Here is an 18,856-nt window from a genome sequence, read left to right as displayed (position 1 = left end):
AAGCCGGCATCTGAAAAATGCCGGCTTTTTTATGTCTGCAGAAAAATTACTGCTGCGCCTTCAGCCAGGCAATTTCCTCGGCCCAGATATCCGGGTTCACCGTCTCCAGGATCAGCGGGATGTTATCGAAGCGCTCGTCGCGCATGATATAGCTGAACACGGTCTTACCAATATTGCCTTCACCCAGGCTGTGGTGGCGGTCAACGCGGCTGCCAAACTCGCTCTTGGCATCGTTAAGATGCATACCGCGCAGGTAATTAAAGCCCACCACGTCGCCCAGCTCTTTAAACGTCTTCTGGCAATCTTCTTCGGTACGCAGATCGTAACCGGCGGCGAAGGCATGACAGGTATCAATACAGACACCGACGCGGCTCTTGTCTTCTACACCGTCGATGATCGCCGCCAGATGTTCAAATTTGAACCCCAGATTGCTGCCTTGCCCGGCGGTATTCTCGATCACGGCGGTGACGCCCTGGGTTTTATCCAGCACGATGTTGATCGACTCGGCGATCCTTGCCAGGCACTTATCCTCATCTATCTGCATCAGGTGGCTGCCCGGGTGGAAGTTCAGCAGCGTCAGCCCCAGTTGCTCACAGCGTTGCATCTCATCAAGAAAGGCCTCACGGGACTTCTCCAGCGCTTCCGTTACCGGATGGCCAAGGTTAATCAGATAGCTGTCATGCGGCAGGATTTGCCCTGGGCCGTAGCCGTACTGTGCGCAGGCACTTTTAAACTTGTCTATCACGTCGGCAGGCAGCGGGGCAGCCTTCCATTGACGCTGATTTTTAGTGAACAGGGCGAATGCGGTCGCCTCTAATTCGTGTGCGCGGATCACGGCCTGATCTACGCCGCCAGAAGCGCTGACGTGTGCACCGACAAACTTCATTTTCATTCTCCTGTGTTAACGCTGCCATTATGGCATTGATAAGCGAAGGATTGAATGGTGGGGGTAAAACAAGCAGGCCCGAAAGCTCGGGCCTGAAGAGGGGGGATTACAACAGGTGCTGCACCAACAGGTTGATGGCACCGCCGCCAAAGATCAGCCAGACAAACAGCAGCGTTGCCAGCAGAATGGGTTTCACACCCGCCTGACGTACCGCGCTAATGTGGGTGGTCAGCCCTAAAGCGGCCATTGCCATGGCCAGCATCCAGGTGTCGATGGTGATCAGATGCTGTACCAGCGTAGCCGGGATCAGGTTGAACGAGTTCAGCCCGGCAACGGCGATAAACAGCACAGCAAACCACGGAATGGTGATGGCCGATTTTTCACTCTTGCTGCCGTTACCGGCCCGGCGGCTGATATAGCCAGACAGCAACAGCAGGAACGGGGCTAACATCATGACGCGGATCATCTTGGAGATCACCGCCGCGTTTTCCGCATCTGGGCCGATGGCATGGCCAGCAGCAACCACCTGAGCTACCTCATGGATTGTCGAGCCAGCGTAGATGCCGAAGGTTTCCTGTGTCAACGGCAGCCACTGGAAGTGCTCATTCAGTTGATACAGCCACGGATAGGCAAAGATCGCCAGCGTACCAAACACCACTACGGTAGAGACTGCGACGGCAACCTTACTGGAGTCTGCCTTCAGCACCGGCTCGGTGGCCATTACGGCCGCGGCTCCGCAGATGCTGCTACCGGCACCGATCAGCATGGTGGTTTGGCTGTCGAGGCCGAACACTTTTTTACCCAACCAGCAGGCCAGCAAGAAAGTGCTGCTCAGGGTCAGGGCATCGATAATGATCCCGCTGGCCCCCACGTCGGCAATTTGCTGGAAGGTTAAACGAAAGCCATAAAGAATGATCCCCAGGCGTAACAGTCGCTGCTTGGCCAGCTGTACGCCGCTATGGCAGCTAGGCTGCAACCAGGGATAAAGAGTGTTGCCGACCAGGATGCCGCACAGGATCGCCAGCGTCAGGGCGCCTAATCCCAACCCGGCAACCCAGGGAACATCGCCCGCCCAGACCGAAAACGCGGTCAGCGCGCCGGTCAGCAGTAAGCCTGGTATCAACCGTGGTAGTCCAAACAGCGGAAAACGCTGTTCGGGATAGGTATGAGTGCTGTGACTCGCCATGATTATTCTGTCCTCTGCTAAATTCCTGAGTGCAATGATAAAAGCAGGTGACCTAAAAGAGAAATTGATTATATATTTATAACTTATCGGAATAAGTGGTTGATCGGCTGGACGGTCGACTACTCCGCCAAGCCTAATCCTGTAAACGTGATAACCTTATAAGGCAGGGCAGTAAGCATTACCAATGCCGTGTAACTGATTTTTGGTGTTTTCATTTTAATGGTTTTGTCTGACCATTCTCTTTATGTCGAGGCTGTTATGCATATCACTTTGCGCCAACTGGAAGTTTTTACCGAGGTGCTGAAAAGCGGATCCACCACTCAGGCCTCAGTGGTATTGGCTTTATCACAATCGGCAGTCAGCGCGGCGCTGGCCGATCTGGAAGGGCAACTGAAGGTGTTGTTGTTCGATCGCGTGGGTAAACGCCTGGTGATCAACGAACATGGCCGCTTGCTATACCCCAAAGCGCTGGCTCTGTTGGAGCAGGCTGGGGAAATAGAACAACTGTTCCTGCATGACAGCGGCGCGTTACGCATCGCCGCCAGCAGCACCATCGGCAACTATATGCTGCCAGAGATGATCGCCCACTATCGCAAAGATTTTCCTGCTACAGCGTTGGAACTGAACGTGGGCAATAGTCAGGAGGTGATTGTTGCGGTAGCCGATTTTCGTGTCGATTTGGGGCTGATCGAAGGGCCGTGCCACATGCCTGAGTTGGTCACCCAGCCGTGGCTTGAAGATGAACTGGTGGTGTTTGCCGCGCCGGATAACCCATTGTTACAGCAACCGGTGACCCTGGCAACGCTGGCCAGCGCCCCTTGGATCCTGCGGGAGCGGGGGTCTGGCACTCGTGAAGTACTGGACCATCTGCTGTTGGCGCACCTGCCAAACTTCCAGTTGGTGATGGAGTTGGGCAACTCGGAAGCGATCAAACACGCGGTGCGCCACGGCATCGGCATCAGTTGCCTGTCACGTCGCGTAGTGGAAGAACAGTTGGCTAGCGGTGTATTGGTGGAACTGAGCATCCCTCTACCGCCATTGATGCGCACGTTGTATCTGATCCATCATCGGCAAAAACACATTTCCAATGCGCTACAGCGTTTCTTGAGCTATTGCGTTGGGCAAAAACCGGACAAGATCGCATAAAGTCATCATTAGGGCCGCTGCTAATAATTGGCGGCGGATTATGAAGCTATCTTATATCAGGGCAATGTTACTAGTTCGCTGGCGGGTATTTGTTACAATCCGGCCCTCATTTTTGACGAGCAGATAGGGTAAGAATGGCTCAGCAGGATATAAAAACAGCGGGGCAGAAAGCACCCGGATTACGCCGCGAGCTGAAAGCGCGGCATTTAACCATGATTGCCATTGGCGGTTCCATCGGTACCGGCCTGTTTGTTGCCTCTGGCGCAACGGTTTCCCAGGCAGGCCCAGGCGGCGCGTTACTCTCCTATGCATTGATTGGTCTGATGGTGTATTTCCTGATGACCAGCCTGGGTGAGCTGGCGGCGTTTATGCCGGTTTCAGGATCGTTTTCCACCTATGGTGCCAAGTATGTTGAAGAAGGTTTCGGCTTTGCGCTGGGCTGGAACTACTGGTACAACTGGGCGGTGACCATTGCGGTCGACCTGGTAGCGTCACAGTTGGTGATGAACTATTGGTTCCCAGACACGCCAGGCTGGATCTGGAGCGCCCTGTTCCTTGGCCTGATGTTCTTGCTTAACTACATCTCGGTCAAAGGCTTCGGTGAAGCGGAATACTGGTTCTCGCTGATCAAGGTGAGCACGGTAATTATCTTTATCGTCCTTGGCGTACTGATGATCTTCGGTATCTTGAAGGGCGGTGAAAATGCCGGTTGGCATAACTGGACGATCGGCGATGCGCCGTTTGCCGGTGGCTTCTCGGCCATGATTGGCGTGGCGATGATCGTCGGCTTCTCGTTCCAGGGCACCGAGCTGATCGGTATTGCGGCGGGCGAGTCGGAAGATCCGGGCAAGAACATTCCACGCGCGGTGCGTCAGGTGTTCTGGCGTATTCTGTTGTTCTATATCTTCGCGATCCTGATCATCAGCCTGATCATTCCTTATACCGACCCAAGCCTGTTACGCAATGACGTGAAAGACATCAGCGTCAGCCCGTTCACGTTGGTATTCGAACATGCTGGCCTGCTCTCTGCGGCGGCGGTGATGAACGCGGTGATCCTGACGGCGGTACTCTCTGCGGGTAACTCCGGGATGTATGCCTCAACCCGTATGCTGTTCACGCTGGCTTCGGAAGGTAAGGCGCCACGCATTTTCGCCAAGCTGTCAAAAGGTGGAGTGCCGCGTAATGCGCTGTATGCCACCACCGTTGTAGCGGCGCTGTGCTTCCTTAGCTCGATGTTTGGTAATCAGTCCGTTTATCTGTGGCTGCTTAATACCTCGGGCATGACCGGCTTTATCGCCTGGTTGGGGATCGCCATCAGCCACTACCGTTTCCGCCGCGGCTATGTGATGCAAGGGAATAGCCTGAGCGATCTGCCGTATCAATCCGGTTTCTTCCCGTTGGGGCCAATGTTTGCCTTCGTGCTGTGCTTGATCATCACGCTGGGGCAGAACTATCAGGCCTTCCTGGCGGACCGTATCGACTGGTACGGCGTGACGGCAACCTACATCGGTATTCCACTGTTCCTGATTATCTGGTTCGGTTATAAGCTGACGCGCGGCACCAAAGTGGTGAAGTACAGCGAAATGGAATTCCCGAAATGGAACCCTGATAAGTAAGCGATTAGTTCTAGACGCGGCGGGTTACCGCCGCGTTCTCCCCCCCTCAAAAATCCCCCCAGCTAAAAACCAAACAAAAAAAGGGCCGCACGATGGCAGCCCCTTGGTACAAACTCTGTTTGGCAATCAGAAGTTGTAAGTCATGCCCACGGTATAACGACGGCCATCCAGCGTGGTGTTGTAGTGGTCGTAATCCACGGTTTTATCCAGAATGTTGTAAACTCCGCCGCTAAGCTGCAGGTTTTTCAGCGCCTGGTAACTCACCCCGGCATCAACAAAAGTATAGGATGGCGTGCTGACCGCCATTGAGGTGCGGCTCAGGTATTCCGAGGTTTCGCTGCGGAAGTTAACGCGTGACCACAGGCCGAGATCCTCGGTGGCTTGCCAATCCAGCACGCCATTGATCATGTGCTTCGGCATCTGGTTCAGCGCCTTGCCCTGGAACTCACCGCTCTTTTGTTCAGATTCGGTAAAGGTGTAGTTGGTGCTCAGCTTCCAGTCTTCGGTGATCTGCCAACCGGTGGTCACTTCGATACCACGCATATTGGCTTTATCCACGTTGACGCGGTCGCTGACGAAATCATAAGTGGTGTTACCGATGGTACAGGCCGGATCCTCTGAACTGTTACAGCGGCGAACTTCGGTGATCTTGTCTTTGAAATCGGTGTTGTACAGAGTGATGCCTGCGTTCAGCCCCTCCTGGTTATCCCACAGGATACCGACCTCTTCACTGATGCTTTTTTCTGGCTTCAGATTCGGGTTACCCACGATGATGCCGTTGCTCACGCCACCGCCGGTGATCTGGCCCCAGTTGGCAGAGGACTGGCGCAGGTCTGGCGAGCGATAACCCGCAGAAACCCCGCCTTTCACGGTCCACATTTCTGTCAGGTGCCACACGCCATACATGCGCGGTGTCCAGTGGCTGCCGTAGTTCTGATCGCGATCCATACGGATCCCGGTGGTCAGGCTGAAATCGTTGGTCAGCGCCCATTCGTCTTCGGCGAACAGCGCCCAGCTCCAGCGGGTCAGTTGGTCCAGACCGTCAGCCGCTTCCAACTGGTTGCCACCGTCACTCAGTTTCTCATAGCGGTATTGCCCGCCGAGGTTCAGCATGTGGGAACCAAGATCAAATTGGGTCTGGGTGTTGAAGATGGTGTTGTACATCTTCATGTTGCGTCCGGGGTTATTGGTCTCTTCCCGTTGAACGTAGCTGGTGCTGTTACCAAAGTCGTAATAGCCGTTATGGGTGATCGAGTAGTTATTACGGGTATACAGATTGTCGCTGGAGGAGTTCGGCTTACAAACGCCTTTGCGGCAGTTTTCTAATGCGACGGACTTACCCGGTGTGCTGTTGCGATCCTGCAGGGAACGACCGATTTCGAAATCAAAATCGTTTTTCTCATCCGGCGTCAGGCTGAATACCGCCGTGCCGCTGCGCATACGCTGTTCGTTAAAGCCATTGGTAAAGTGGTCTTCCCCACGATGGGAGAACAGACCATTCACCCGCAGGCCAAGCAGCCCATCGATCAGCGGGCCAGAGGCGTAGGCGTTAGTCTGGTAGATATCACCGGAATCCCGGTCTTCCTGAATGGTGGCATCGCCTTGCAGGGAGCCAACCCAGTCTTTAGTGGTGGAGGTTTTGCGCGTGATGATGTTGATCACCCCACCCATGGCATCGGAGCCATAGAGAGAAGACATTGGCCCGCGTACCACTTCAATACGTTCAATAGCCTGCAATGGCGGCAGCCAACCTTGCTCGATACCGGCGTTGTCGCTGTTAGGGCGGGTGCCTCGGGTATCGACACGTTTACCATCGATCAGGATCAGCGTGTATTTAGAGGACATCCCACGAATGCTGATGTCGCTGCTGCTGGCACCGCCGGTTACCACCACGCCCGGCACGTCTTTCAACGCATCGGTGACGTCGCGGTAGGCGCGGGTTTCCAACTGTTGGCGAGGGATCACCGATATGGTGGCCGGCGAGTCTTGAATTCTTTGCTGGAAACCGGAGGCGGTGACCACCATGGTATCTTCTGTTTGTGCCAGAGCGCTGCCGCTGGCGAGTGATGCGAGGATTAACGCGGTTAAAGTGTTATAGCTTGGCTTTTCCATGGGTTAAATATTCCCGTCCGAGGTCAACAGGTTTTCCTGTTAGTTGTTTGATTTAAAAGAATATGTTTTCACGCTGCCGCGAGAATTTTCGTTGCGTGAGGAAAACGTCAGGCCATTGTAAGGAAATCGTCATGAATGTAAATACAAATGATAACAACTATCATTTGTATATTTGTTCGGTAATATATTCAAACCCGGGGAAAAGGGGGGATAGCCCGGCGCAGCGCGGTGGTGCGCCGGGTGGATTAGCGTTTTTGGATGTAGGTGATCGCCAGTGCCAATGCCAGCACCAGCCCTTTAATGATATCCATAGCGTAGTAGGGCACGGAGAGCATCACCAAGCCGTTTTGCAATACGCCCAGGATAATCGCGCCAACCAGGGTACCCAGCGCATTAGGTTTGCCGGAGCCCGCCAGGGAGAAACCGATATAGGCCGCCGCTACCGCATCCATCAGGTAACCGCCTCCGGCGTTAACCTGTGAGGAACCAATACGTGACGCCAGCAAAATGCCGCCAAGGCCCGCCAGCAGCGAAGAAAGCACGTATGCGGTAACCCTGTAACGTACCGTGCGGATACCGGAAAGCCGGGCGGCCTCCGGGTTACCGCCGATGGCATACATCCGGCGGCCATGCTTGGTCAGCGACAGGAAAAGCTGCATGATCACCGTCACCGCCAGCATAATCAGCACGATCACCGGCACCTGCCCCAGAGAGGAAAACACCTCTGGGATCACGCCTTCGGCCATATCCCCGTTCGGCAGCACCATATTCTGGGTGATGGAGCCGCCGTAGCTGTAGGTCATGGCCACGCCCTGGATAACGAACAGGCTGGCGAGCGTGGCGAGCATATCGGGGATCTTTAGCACCACGATCAAAAAGGCATTGAACAGGCCGACCAGCGTACACAGCAGCAGCGTCAGCACGATGGCACCGGTAGTGCCGAAGCCGTACCAGGCAAACAACGAAATCACCAACGCATTAGCCAACGACGCCGTAGAACCGACGGAGAGATCGAAGCCGCCCACCGAGAGTGAGATCGACACGCCAATGGCAATCACCGTCACGATGGCGATCGAACGCAGAATGTTGATGATGTTGTTGGCTTCGAGGAAATTGTCGGAAGCCAGGCCAAACAGCGCGATCAAGGCGACAACGGTGAGCAACATCCCCCATTTATACAAAAACTCAAACAGTTGGTGGCGCCAGGGCAGAACGCTTTTCAGGGACAATGCTTTACTCACGCAGGAGTTCCTCCGGTGGAATACAGTAACAGGGTTTCTTCATCAATATCGGCGGCGTTGAGCTCCGCCACTACGCGGCCATCCCATAACACGCAGATGCGATCGCACAGGCCCACCAGCTCGGAAAACTCGCCGGAAGCATAGATAATGCCTTTGCCGTCACGAGCCAAACCGTCGATCAGCCGGAACAGATCCTGTTTGGCCTTGATATCTACGCCTTTGGTGGGTTCGTCAAAGATCAGCACCTCGGCGTTGCCACGTAACCATTTGCCGATCGCCACTTTTTGCTGATTGCCGCCCGACAGGCGGGCCAGCTTTTGCTGTGGGCCGGAGGCCCGTACGCCAAGCCGTTGCATTATCTCTAAGGCCCAGCGCAGTTCCTGGCGGCGGCTGAACAGGCTCCAGCGGGAGAAGCTATCATCGGCACTGACGCTCAGGTTCATTGGGACGGCTTCGTGGATAAAAATGCCCTCCTTGCGGCGCTCTTCCGGCACCAGCGCCAGGCCTTGTTCTACCGAAAGATGCGGTGAATGCGGTGCCCAAGGTTTGCCGCGCAGCTCTCCCTGCGTCAATTTACTGGGGGTTGCGCCGAACAACGCTTTGCAAAGCTCGGTTTTTCCTGCGCCCGCCAGCCCGGCAATGCCTAGGATCTCCCCTTGATGCAGGGTTAAAGAAACGTCACGCAGTTTATGGCGATCGTGCAATCCCTCTACCCGCAGCAACGGGCGCGAGCCGTGCTGTGGGCGCGGGGCCGGGAAGATATCGTCCAGCGAATGGCCCAGCATTTTTTCGACGATCTGTTCACCGCTCAGGCCCTGCATGCTGCTTTCACCGGCATGGCGACCGTCGCGCAGGACCGTCAAATGATCACAGACGGTTTTCAATTCGTGGATACGATGGGAAATAAACACGATGCCGATGCCTTCGGCGCGCAGGCGGCGCACGATGCGGAACAGGCGTTCGCTCTCATTGCTGTCCAGTGGAGCCGTCGGCTCATCAAGCACCAGAAAACGGCAGCGGTGGGATAGTGCCCGAGCCAGCAGCACCTGCTGTTTCTCCGCCAACGTACAGGCTTCCAGGCGTTGGCGTGGGTTGATATTCAGCCCAAGCTGCTGCAACAGCGCGGCAGCCTGGCGATGCAACTGCCGCCAGTTCAGTAGATGGCCCGGCTGATTGAGCCAGTCCAGCATGATGTTTTCCGCGACGGACAGCGTGGGGATCAGCGCTATATCCACCTCCTGCTGCACCACCTGGATCCCGTGCTGGCGGGCCTGCAGCGGCGAATGAATATCGACCTTTTGGCCGTCGATAAAAATTTCACCCTGGTAATGGTTATGCGCGCCGGAGAGAATGCCCATCAGCGTGGATTTGCCCGCGCCGTTGGCTCCCACCAGCGCATGGGTTGAACCGCCTTGCAGCGTAAAATCGACGTTTTGCAGAGCGTTGAACCCGGCAAAGGCGATGGAGATATTGCGCATCTCCAGGCGTGAAGCGGTATTGGTCGGCATAGTTTGGCTGAAGACGTTGCGCCCCTCGTGTTTCAAATCGCGGCGTGGTGGCGGCAACGTGAAATTCATTTGGATGTATAGACGGCTAAAGAAACTCTTTTGTAACATGAATTGCCATTTTTGCAACATGCAAAATGGCATAACGTAGATAAAAAGCGGGATCAGAACCCTAAGCGATCGCGCAGGGCATAGTAGGCGGCACCTAGGGCGGTAAATGGCACCTGTAAATGGCGGCCACCGAAGAACGGCAAATGGGGGAGTTGAGCGAATGCGTCAAAGCGTTCCGCGTCGCCGCGCAGCACTTCGGCAATCAGTTTGCCTGCCAGATGGGTCAAGGTCACGCCGTGGCCGCTGTCGCCTTGCAGGTAGTAAACGTTATTTTCCAGGCGGCCAAACTGTGGCATGCGCGACAGGGTCAGCAGGAAATTGCCGGTCCAGCGGTAATCGATGCGCACCTTCTTCAACTGCGGGAAGGTTTTGAGCATCAAGGGCCGGATCCTGGCTTCGATATCTGCTGGATCCTGTGCGCCATAGACCACGCCACCGCCGTATAACAAACGGTTGTCTGCCGTCAGGCGAAAGTAATCCAGCAGATAGTTGCAGTCTTCAACGCAGTAATTATCGGGCAGCAGCGATAGAGCCATATCCGCAGATAAAGGCTCGGTGGCGATGATTTGCGAGCCGCAGGGCATACTCAGGCGGCCGAGGCGGGGTTCCAGCTTTTCCCCCAGATAGGCGTTGCCTGCCAGGATCACCAAGCTGGCACTGACGGAGCCAAGAGCAGTGTGTAGTGTGGCGGGCTGACCATAATCGATATGGGTGACCGCCGATTGTTCAAACAGCCGCCCGCCGTGGCGGCGTACCGCTTCGGCTTCACCCAGCGCCAGATTTAACGGATGCAAATGGCCACCTTGGCGATCCAGCAGCCCGCCGACATAGCGTTCGCTGGCCACGGTGCGGCGCATGGTTTCCCCGTCCAGCAGTTCCAGTTGCTGGTGGCCATAACGCTGCCAATGCGCCATTTTTTCCGTTAGCGCGTTAAATTGTTTGGTGGTTAAGGCGGCAGAAACCGCTCCGGGGCGATAGTCACAGGCGATGGCGTAGCGATCGATACGCTGGCGAATGATCTCCGCCCCTTCAAACATCATGCTGCCGAGCATGGCTGCAGTTTGCTGGCCGTAGCGAGCCTCGATCACATCGATATCGCGGCTGTAGGAGTTCACCACCTGCCCACCGTTGCGCCCACTGGCTCCCCAACCGATGCGGGCGGCTTCCAGCACCACCACGTCGTAACCGGCCTCGGTCAGGTGCAGGGCGCTGGAGAGGCCGCTAAAACCGCCACCGACGATGCAGACATCGCAGCGGATAGCCTCGTTCAACTGGGGATAAGGAGCATGGGGGTTGGCGCTGGCGGCATAATAGCTGGCAACATGTTCCATCATCACTCCTCCGGGGGTCTTGTCAGAAGGTGGTTGGGGTATGCGCGCTGACGATCTTGCAAACGCGCGTTGAGGTATTGCTGAAGCTGTGGGGCATGCCGGTGTTGATGGCATAGCTCTGGCCAGCGGTCAGCAGATAGGTCTGGCCATTGACCGTCAGCATGATCTCTCCTTCCAGCAGTGTGCCGATCTCTTCGCCTTGATGTTTGATCTTCTCACCGGTGGTGGTGCCCGGTTGATAGGTCTCCAGCATCATGGCCAGGCTGCGGGTAGGGCTGCCGTTATGCACCAGCTTCATCGAAACGCCCTGGCTGCCGATCTCGATCAGATCGTCCGGCTCGATCACCACTTTGGGTTCATCTGGCCGTTCAGGTTCAGCAAAAAATTCAGACAGCGATAGCCCATAGACCTTCAGCAGTTTCTGTAACGTACTAATGGCAGGGCTGACTTTGTCCTGCTCAATGGTGCTGATGGCGCTGTGGGTTAATCCGGACAGTTCGGCGACCCTGCGCTGTGACAAACCCAAGTGCTGACGGATCTGCGACAGGCGCTTGCCTGGTGCCAAGCTGACTTCGCTCATAGCGGTAGTTCCTTCTGATAGGAGCGACAGGTTGGGATCACACCCGGAGCCGGGTACCTGTCTAAGTGATATCGAAACCACATGATATCGGTTGTTGGGCGGCCGTTGGAAAATATATTGCCCATGTTTCCCCCTGGTCTGGCGGAAGAAATTCTGTACCAACAAAGCGCAAACAACGCCTTTTCGGTCAATATTTTATCAATTTAGCAGTCCCTGGCGAATAATCAAACGCCATTGTAACATTTGCAAACCATTTATGTTAAAGCTATGTTTCATATTATGGGTGTTATTTTGAGCGCCAGTCTGTGGCGCACTCTACAGAGAAATCAGACCATGTGTTAAGTCAATCGGCAAGCGGATGCGAAGGCATTCCCAAGAGCACAACGGCAGGTGATGTATGCAAACCAATAGCGCAGTAGTAGAAGATTTTGCACAGCATAATGAAGAAAGGCGAAGTAGCGCGTTCCAAAGTGAGGTTGCTCACTATTTGGAACGCCACCCTGCCACGCAGTATATCGATATCCTTCTCACCGATCTCAATGGTTCCTTCCGCGGTAAACGCATTCCCGTCTCCGGGCTGAAAAAAGTTGAAAAAGGCTGCTATTTCCCCGCTTCGGTGTTCGCTATGGACATTTTGGGCAACGTGGTGGAAGAGGCCGGGTTGGGACAGGAACTGGGCGAGCCGGATCGGATCTGCATGCCCGTGCCCGGTACGCTGACGCCGTCGGCGGCGGATCCGCAACATATCGGTCAGGTGCTGCTGACCATGCTGGATGAAGATGGTACTCCCTTTGACGTTGAACCCCGCAATGTACTGAACCGAATATGGCAGGCGTTGCGCCAGCGCGGACTGTTCCCGGTGGTAGCGGTAGAGCTGGAGTTTTATCTCATCGATCGACAGCGAGACTCGGAAGGTTATCTGCAGCCTCCGTGCGCACCGGGCACCCAGGAGCGCAACGTACAGAGCCAGGTCTATTCGCTGGATAACCTCAACCATTTTGCTGGGGTGCTCAACGACATCGACACATTGGCACAGATGCAAGGGCTACCGGCGGATGGCGCGGTGGCTGAAGCTTCCCCCGGCCAGTTCGAGGTGAACCTGAATCATACCGACAACGTGCTGCAAGCCTGCGATCATGCGCTGGCGCTGAAGCGGTTGGTGCGCCAAGTGGCCGAACATCACCATATGCATGCCACCTTTATGGCAAAACCTTATGAGGATTACGCGGGAAGTGGCATGCACGTCCATCTCAGCGTGGTAGACAGTGCGGGGAAAAACCTGTTTGCCGAAGCGGATGGCGAAGACTCGGCGCTGCTTAAGCGGACATTAGCCGGGATGATCGCCTTGATGCCCGCATCGATGGCGGTGCTGGCGCCCAACGTGAATGCGTTCCGCCGTTTCCAGCCGGGGATGTATGTGCCGGTCCAGGCGTCCTGGGGGCATAACAACCGTACCGTGGCGTTACGTATTCCCTGTGGCGATGCGCAGAACCACCGCGTGGAGTACCGCGTTGCCGGTGCCGATGCCAACCCTTATCTGGTGGTGGCGACTATCCTGGCGGGGATGCTGTACGGGCTGGACACCGAATTACCGCTGCCTGAGCCAGTGACCGGCAACGGTTTGGAACAGGAGGGGCTACCGTTCCCGATCCGCCAAAGCGATGCCCTGTACGAATTCGAGCATCAGCACGAACTGACGCACTACCTCGGCGAACGCTTTTCACAGGTTTATCACGCCTGCAAAATGGGGGAACTGATGCAGTTTGAACGGTTGGTGACGGAAACCGAGATCGACTGGATGCTGAAAAATGCCTGACATCAGGTACCCTGATGGCAATGAAGGGCGTTTTTCCTGATATTAAGCAAAAGAATTTGTATTAGAAGGTTTCAGGATCTTGTCTTTCTGCGATCTTATGGCAAAATACGCGAAATGCAGATAGCCGACGTTTTAACGCGTCGGTTATTTTTTTTGCATTATGTTCTACCAACGTGCGTTTCATACATCAAGCGAGGCCGGACATCGAGCCGGATAGATAAATAGGTTCGTCGCGATCAACCAAAACTTTATGGTCGTGACTCATGAGGATAAGAAAGATGGGGCAATTTTTCACCTTGGCACCGGTGCACGCCGGTTTCCGTTGCGGTCGCAGCGATTATGGAGCAACACAGGCTATTGTGCCTAGTTATCCAGCTTCCCTCATCCCCCTTTTAGAATTCAGTCGCACGTTGCGAAGTTTCCCCGCAACCTTGAGTCTTGGCGTGTCTATTATCCGCAAGACTGAAGGTAAGGGGGGGCTACGCGATGTCCGATAACATCATCACCGCCGCACCCGCTGCCGGCCAACGCGCCCAACTGCGTAAAACACTGACTTTAGTCCCGGTCGTCATGATGGGTCTGGCCTATTTGCAGCCCATGACCATCTTTGACACCTTCGGCATCGTTTCCGGCCTGACCGACGGTCACGTCGCGACCGCGTACGCCTTTGCTCTGCTGGCGATCCTGTTTACCGCCCTGAGCTACGGCAAACTGGTGAAGAAATTCCCTTCAGCCGGTTCTGCCTATACCTATGCCCAGAAAGCCATTAGCCCGCACGTCGGCTTTATGGTGGGTTGGTCATCACTGTTGGACTACCTGTTCATGCCGATGATCAACATCCTGTTGGCAAAAATTTACCTGGAAGCCATTTTCCCAGGCGTGCCTTCGTGGATCTTCGTTGCGGCCCTGGTTGGGTTGATGACGGCGTTCAACCTGCGTGGCATCAAGCTGGTGGCCAACCTGAACTCCATAATCGTGGTGGTACAGGTGGCAATCATGATCGTGTTCCTGGGCCTGGTGATTAACGGTATCTCCCACGGTGAAGGCGCTGGTACGCTGGTGAGCAGCCGTCCGTTCTGGTCTGACAACGCGCACGTGGTGCCGATGATCACCGGTGCGACCATTCTGTGCTTCTCGTTCCTCGGCTTTGACGGCATCAGCTCGTTATCCGAAGAAACCAAAGACGCAGAAAACGTGATCCCGAAAGCCATCTTCCTGACGGCCTTGATCGGCGGCGTGATCTTTATCGTGGTGTCGTACTTCGTGCAGCTGTACTTCCCGGATATCTCGCGCTTCAAAGATCCTGATGCGTCACAGCCGGAAATCATGCTGTATGTGGCTGGCAAGTTCTTCCAGTCGGTGATCCTGGTGTTCTCATGCGTAACCGTACTGGCTTCCGGTATGGCATCTCACGCGGGTGTTTCCCGCCTGATGTACGTCATGGGCCGTGATGGCGTATTCCCGGAGCGTTTCTTCGGTTATGTGCATCCAAAATGGCGTACTCCGGCGCTGAACGTGCTGCTGGTCGGTGCGATTGCGCTGTCTGCCGTTTCGTTCGATCTGGTCACGGCTACGGCACTGATCAACTTTGGCGCACTGATTGCGTTCACCTTCGTTAACCTGTCGGTGATCTCACAGTTCTACATTCGCGAGAAACGTAACCGTACGCTGAAAGACACCTTCAACTACCTGATCCTGCCGGTGTTGGGGGCGTTAACCGTCGGTGCATTGTGGGTCAACCTGGAAGTCAGTTCCATGACGCTGGGTCTGGTCTGGGCGGCGATTGGTCTGCTGTATCTGACATTTGTCACCCGTAGCTTCAGCCTGCCGGTGCCACAAGCAAGCGAAGACGTGGCTTAATCCATTCTTCTGCTTCGCGATAGCAAAAAGGGTTCCACATGTTGGAACCCTTTTTATTTGCTTGAAGAAATGTAATGCCACTCAGTGAGAAGGTGTGTTGATGCTACCCCACCAACTGTTTACCGTAATCAAACAGCGCTTTTAGCAGCGCCATCTTCTCTTTATCCCCTTCGTGCAGGTTGTACAGCGACTCCAGTTGCAAGATATAACTTTGCACCCGCTCGGCACTGAGCACCTCCTGGCGGTGCTGCAACCAACGGCGCTGCTCTGCGTCGTCCAGCGTATTGGGATAGTTACGGGCGCGGAAGCGGAACAGCAGCTCTTTCATCCGGCCATCGCTGAAGGTCAAATCCAGCGCGGGTAAATTCTGCGGTTTGGTTTGCTGAATGATCCTCATCGCTGCTTTGTCGGCATCGCTGAAGAAACCGTCGTACAGTTTGGCATCCACATCATCGTTCGGGGTGAAAGGAGCAGCTTCGGCAAATAGGGCCACCACTTTTTCACGGATCTCCGGGTGTTGGCGCAGCACCTTCAGATTATCCAGACACGCCTGACGATCGATGCCTAGCCTGTCTGCGTTTTCTGGCAGCAACGTCTTGGCCGGAGCCAGCACCGGGCATTTATTGATATGCACCAGCTTGATCGGCACCGGGGCCTGATCGGCCGCCAATTGATCGCGGCGGGTGTAGAGGCGTTCTCGCAGCTCGTCGGCATTCAGTTCCAGCAGCGGGGTAATATCCTCTGCCAGATCGCACATAATCACCGCATTTTTATTGTCCGGGTGCCAGGCCAGGGGTGAAACCCAACTGGTGTTACCCCGTGCCGCGCCAAACATGCCGGAAACGTGCATTAACGGCGTCATTTCCGCGACGTCGATCAGCGCATTGAGCTTGTGCTTGTTGCGGTGCTGCAACAGGTAGTCAAACAGCCTTGGCTGCGCCTGTTTGACCAGCTTGGCCATGGCGATGGTGGCATGCACATCGGACATCGCATCGTGAGCGTGTTCGTGTTCAACGCCGTTGGCACGCGTCAGATGTTCCAGACGGAAGCTGGGAAAGCCATCTTCGTTTTCTGGCCAGATGATGCCTTCCGGGCGCAGGGCGTAGCAGGCCCGCATCACATCCAGCAGATCCCAGCGGGAATTGCCGTTTTGCCAGCTGTAGGCGTAAGGATCGTAGAAGCTGCGGTAAAAGATGTTGCGGCTGACTTCATCATCAAAGCGGATATTGTTGTAACCCAGAATGCAGGTGCCAGGGACGCTGAACGCTTCATGAATACGGCGGGCAAACTCGGCCTCGTTAACACCTTTGGCCAGCGCCTGCTGAGGCGTGATGCCGGTGATCATCACCGCTTCGGGGTCAGGCAGGTAGTCATCGGCTGGCGCACAGTAAAACACCTGCGGTTCTTCGATAATGTTGAAATCCATATCGGTACGCACCCCGGCAAACTGCGCCGGACGGTCCATTGACGGGCTTTTGCCGAAGGTTTCGTAGTCGTGGATGTAGAATGTGGCCGGTGCCTTGCTGCTCAAAGTCGCATCTCTTGTTGGCGTAGGGAATAGCCCTATTGTAACGGCGCGATCACCGATGCCAAGTATTGGTTAAGGCTTAACGTTAAATTGAGTGGCGCTGCGCAGCACGATAGAAGTTCAACCGTTGCTGAAAGTAGCCGCGTAGATGCGTGGGGACGTGCGTTTCGGCGCTTTCCCACTCGGCGGCGTAGCCGTAGCGTTCGCTATAAATAATTCTGAGTGCCAGCAAATCGGTTTGGATCTTTTCACGTTCTTGCTGGGGTAGGCCATCCAGTGGTCGTGGCATGTCTTTCTCCCTATTCGATAGCGCATAATATTTGGCTAAAGAGAATTTGTCGCTACCTCATTCAGGGCAGAACCTTCATAGCGCCTGTGCCAGAGTGGGGTGGTGCTTTACTGGCTTGATGCTCATCGCTTGTTCTTGCTGGCCATGATCGTGCTGATGATCCAATGATTTAGCATAGGTATACAGACCGCTAATCAGGGCAAGCCAGAATAGCGTGCAAACCGTTAATACAGCCAGCCAGACCTTTTGGTTGTAGCTCATGATAGCTCCTAAAAAGCGTATGGGATTAATCTGGTTAATTAAATCAGAGATAACATAAATGTTAATTAAACAAACGGAATGAAAGAGGCATTGAGCTGTTACTCATTGTCTGTGAGTGTTTCAGGATATTCCTTAAGAGAATATTAATAGGGGTAGTTACGTAATCAGTTAATTTCTATTTACTTCTGGTTTATAAATATAGGCATACACTCCATCTCATTCAATGCAAATGTAGGTATGTAAGATGAAAACGTTACTGTTGACTGGAGCGACTGGCTTTCTCGGTGGTGCGGTGCTTGAAAAGTTACTGAAAGAAAATCAGAAGGTTAACTATCTATTATTGGTGCGTGCGGAAACAGAAGAGCAGGGCTTGAACCGTATTTTCACTAATATGGAAAAGTTCAATATAGATAAAAACATTCTGAATAAGCTCACTGTAGAGAATATTTTACTGGGTGACTTAAGCGAACCTGAATACTTTTTGTCTGACGCCCGAATTAACCAGGTAACCCATGTCGTTAACTGTGCCGCGGTGGCGTCATTTGGTAACAACCCCCTTATTTGGAAGGTTAACGTTGAAGGCACTCTGGCATTTGCGCAGCGAATGGCTCAGGTGGTTGGATTAAAACGTTTTCTGCATGTGGGCACGGCAATGTCTTGCTCACCTCAGGTGGGTTCGTTGGTGGCAGAAAGCGCCGAGTTTGAGGAAACCGCCGAACACTTGGTGGAATATACCCGCTCCAAATCGACTATCGAGCAACTGATGCGGCAAACCTGCCCACAGCTGCCGCTGGTGATCGCCCGGCCCTCGATCGTGGTGGGGCATACGCAGTTGGGTTGCAAACCCTCCAGCAGTATTTTCTGGGTATTCAGTATGGCGTTGATGTTGCGTAAGTTTATGTGTTCGCTGCAAGATAGTATCGATGTGATCCCGGTGGACTATTGCGCCGATGCGTTAGTGATGCTGCTTAACCGCGAGAGCTTGGATAACGATGTTTACCATATTTCGGCGGGGGAGGAGAGCAGCGTCAGTTTTGCAGATATCGATTATGCCATCGCCGCCGCATTAGAGGAGCCACCGGTGGGCGATCGCTATGCACAGGTCAGCTACGAAGCCCTGTTGCAAATGCGCAAACAGTTGAAGGATATCTTCGGGCCGTGCAATGAGCGCCTGATGTTGAAAGCGATGCGTCTGTACGGCTCCTTTGCCATGCTGAACGTGCGCTTTAGCAACGAAAAAATCCTCAAGCTCGGTATGCCTAAACCGCCGCGCTTTACCGATTATATTGGCCGCTGTGTGCAATCGACGCGTGGGTTGTCGATACCGCAGCAAATGGCGGTGGATTTTAAATAGAGGCTGAATGGTTGGTTACGGAGGGGCGCCGCAT

The 18,856-nt window shown here is 54.6% G+C and carries 15 protein-coding genes; 5 read left to right on the top strand and 10 right to left on the bottom strand.

Features of this window, described 5'->3' with window-relative positions:
• Nucleotides 1-46: 46 nt before the first annotated feature.
• Complete coding sequence (gene nfo / locus KGP17_RS17450) at nucleotides 47-886, bottom strand: deoxyribonuclease IV (RefSeq protein ID WP_059201217.1); 840 nt, start codon at nucleotides 884-886, stop codon at nucleotides 47-49.
• A 106-nt stretch (nucleotides 887-992) separates the two neighbouring features.
• Nucleotides 993-2,072, bottom strand: a complete 1,080-nt coding sequence (locus tag KGP17_RS17445; protein ID WP_059201216.1) for a YeiH family protein — start codon at nucleotides 2,070-2,072, stop codon at nucleotides 993-995.
• Between the two features lie 258 nt (nucleotides 2,073-2,330).
• Between KGP17_RS17445 and yieE the strand changes: the two genes are divergently transcribed.
• Both yieE and KGP17_RS17435 read left to right on the top strand, forming a co-directional pair.
• Complete coding sequence (yieE, locus tag KGP17_RS17440; protein ID WP_021805849.1) at nucleotides 2,331-3,218, top strand: DNA-binding transcriptional regulator YeiE; 888 nt, start codon at nucleotides 2,331-2,333, stop codon at nucleotides 3,216-3,218.
• Nucleotides 3,219-3,352: 134 nt separating this feature from the next.
• On the top strand, nucleotides 3,353-4,834 hold the full coding sequence (locus KGP17_RS17435) for an amino acid permease (RefSeq protein WP_021805848.1): 1,482 nt from the start codon (nucleotides 3,353-3,355) through the stop codon (nucleotides 4,832-4,834).
• Between the two features lie 126 nt (nucleotides 4,835-4,960).
• Here KGP17_RS17435 and KGP17_RS17430 read toward each other — a convergent pair whose 3' ends face one another.
• The 5 genes from KGP17_RS17430 to puuR form a co-directional block, all read right to left on the bottom strand.
• On the bottom strand, nucleotides 4,961-6,946 hold the full coding sequence (locus KGP17_RS17430; protein ID WP_223498049.1) for a ligand-gated channel protein: 1,986 nt from the start codon (nucleotides 6,944-6,946) through the stop codon (nucleotides 4,961-4,963).
• 245 nt (nucleotides 6,947-7,191) lie between these two features.
• Nucleotides 7,192-8,187, bottom strand: coding sequence for an ABC transporter permease (locus KGP17_RS17425; RefSeq protein WP_037375450.1), 996 nt, complete (start codon nucleotides 8,185-8,187; stop codon nucleotides 7,192-7,194).
• Nucleotides 8,184-9,695 carry a sugar ABC transporter ATP-binding protein gene (locus KGP17_RS17420; protein ID WP_223499679.1) on the bottom strand — a complete coding sequence of 504 codons (1,512 nt, stop codon included), beginning with the start codon at nucleotides 9,693-9,695 and terminating at the stop codon, nucleotides 8,184-8,186. Before KGP17_RS17420 ends, KGP17_RS17425 begins: the two co-directional genes overlap by 4 nt.
• 161 nt (nucleotides 9,696-9,856) lie before the next feature.
• Nucleotides 9,857-11,137 (bottom strand): FAD-binding oxidoreductase, encoded by a 1,281-nt coding sequence (locus KGP17_RS17415; RefSeq protein WP_037375448.1) that lies wholly within the window; start codon nucleotides 11,135-11,137, stop codon nucleotides 9,857-9,859.
• 19 nt (nucleotides 11,138-11,156) lie between these two features.
• Nucleotides 11,157-11,714, bottom strand: coding sequence for an HTH-type transcriptional regulator PuuR (gene puuR / locus KGP17_RS17410; protein ID WP_021805845.1), 558 nt, complete (start codon nucleotides 11,712-11,714; stop codon nucleotides 11,157-11,159).
• A 397-nt stretch (nucleotides 11,715-12,111) separates the two neighbouring features.
• On the opposite strand from puuR, the gene KGP17_RS17405 reads away from it, so the two are divergent.
• Both KGP17_RS17405 and KGP17_RS17400 read left to right on the top strand, forming a co-directional pair.
• Nucleotides 12,112-13,530, top strand: coding sequence for a glutamine synthetase family protein (locus tag KGP17_RS17405; protein ID WP_094981620.1), 1,419 nt, complete (start codon nucleotides 12,112-12,114; stop codon nucleotides 13,528-13,530).
• Nucleotides 13,531-14,016: 486 nt separating this feature from the next.
• Complete coding sequence (locus tag KGP17_RS17400; protein WP_021805843.1) at nucleotides 14,017-15,390, top strand: APC family permease; 1,374 nt, start codon at nucleotides 14,017-14,019, stop codon at nucleotides 15,388-15,390.
• A 103-nt stretch (nucleotides 15,391-15,493) separates the two neighbouring features.
• Here KGP17_RS17400 and sbcB read toward each other — a convergent pair whose 3' ends face one another.
• The 3 genes from sbcB to KGP17_RS17385 all read right to left on the bottom strand — a co-directional run bounded on the left by sbcB (nucleotide 15,494) and on the right by KGP17_RS17385 (nucleotide 17,468).
• A complete protein-coding gene (gene sbcB / locus KGP17_RS17395) occupies nucleotides 15,494-16,921 on the bottom strand; it encodes an exodeoxyribonuclease I (protein ID WP_223498048.1) in 1,428 nt (475 codons plus the stop codon).
• Between the two features lie 82 nt (nucleotides 16,922-17,003).
• Nucleotides 17,004-17,207: a DNA polymerase III subunit theta gene (locus KGP17_RS17390; RefSeq protein ID WP_223498047.1), complete on the bottom strand. Its 204-nt coding sequence runs from the start codon at nucleotides 17,205-17,207 to the stop codon at nucleotides 17,004-17,006.
• Between the two features lie 75 nt (nucleotides 17,208-17,282).
• Entirely contained in the window at nucleotides 17,283-17,468 is a 186-nt protein-coding gene (locus KGP17_RS17385; protein WP_021805840.1) for a hypothetical protein, read from the bottom strand.
• 244 nt (nucleotides 17,469-17,712) lie between these two features.
• Here KGP17_RS17385 and KGP17_RS17380 point away from each other — a divergent pair, with 244 nt between their 5' ends.
• The gene (locus KGP17_RS17380; protein WP_021805839.1) at nucleotides 17,713-18,822 is read left to right on the top strand and encodes an SDR family oxidoreductase; all 1,110 of its coding nucleotides are present in this window, start codon (nucleotides 17,713-17,715) and stop codon (nucleotides 18,820-18,822) included.
• Nucleotides 18,823-18,856 lie beyond the last annotated feature (34 nt).

It is taken from the genome of Serratia sp. JSRIV001 (assembly GCF_019968745.1).
Classification (GTDB): Bacteria; Pseudomonadota; Gammaproteobacteria; order Enterobacterales; family Enterobacteriaceae; genus Chania; species Chania fonticola_B.
The sequence above is the reverse complement of the archived record's forward strand: the minus strand, read 5'-3'. Positions and strand labels throughout refer to the sequence as shown.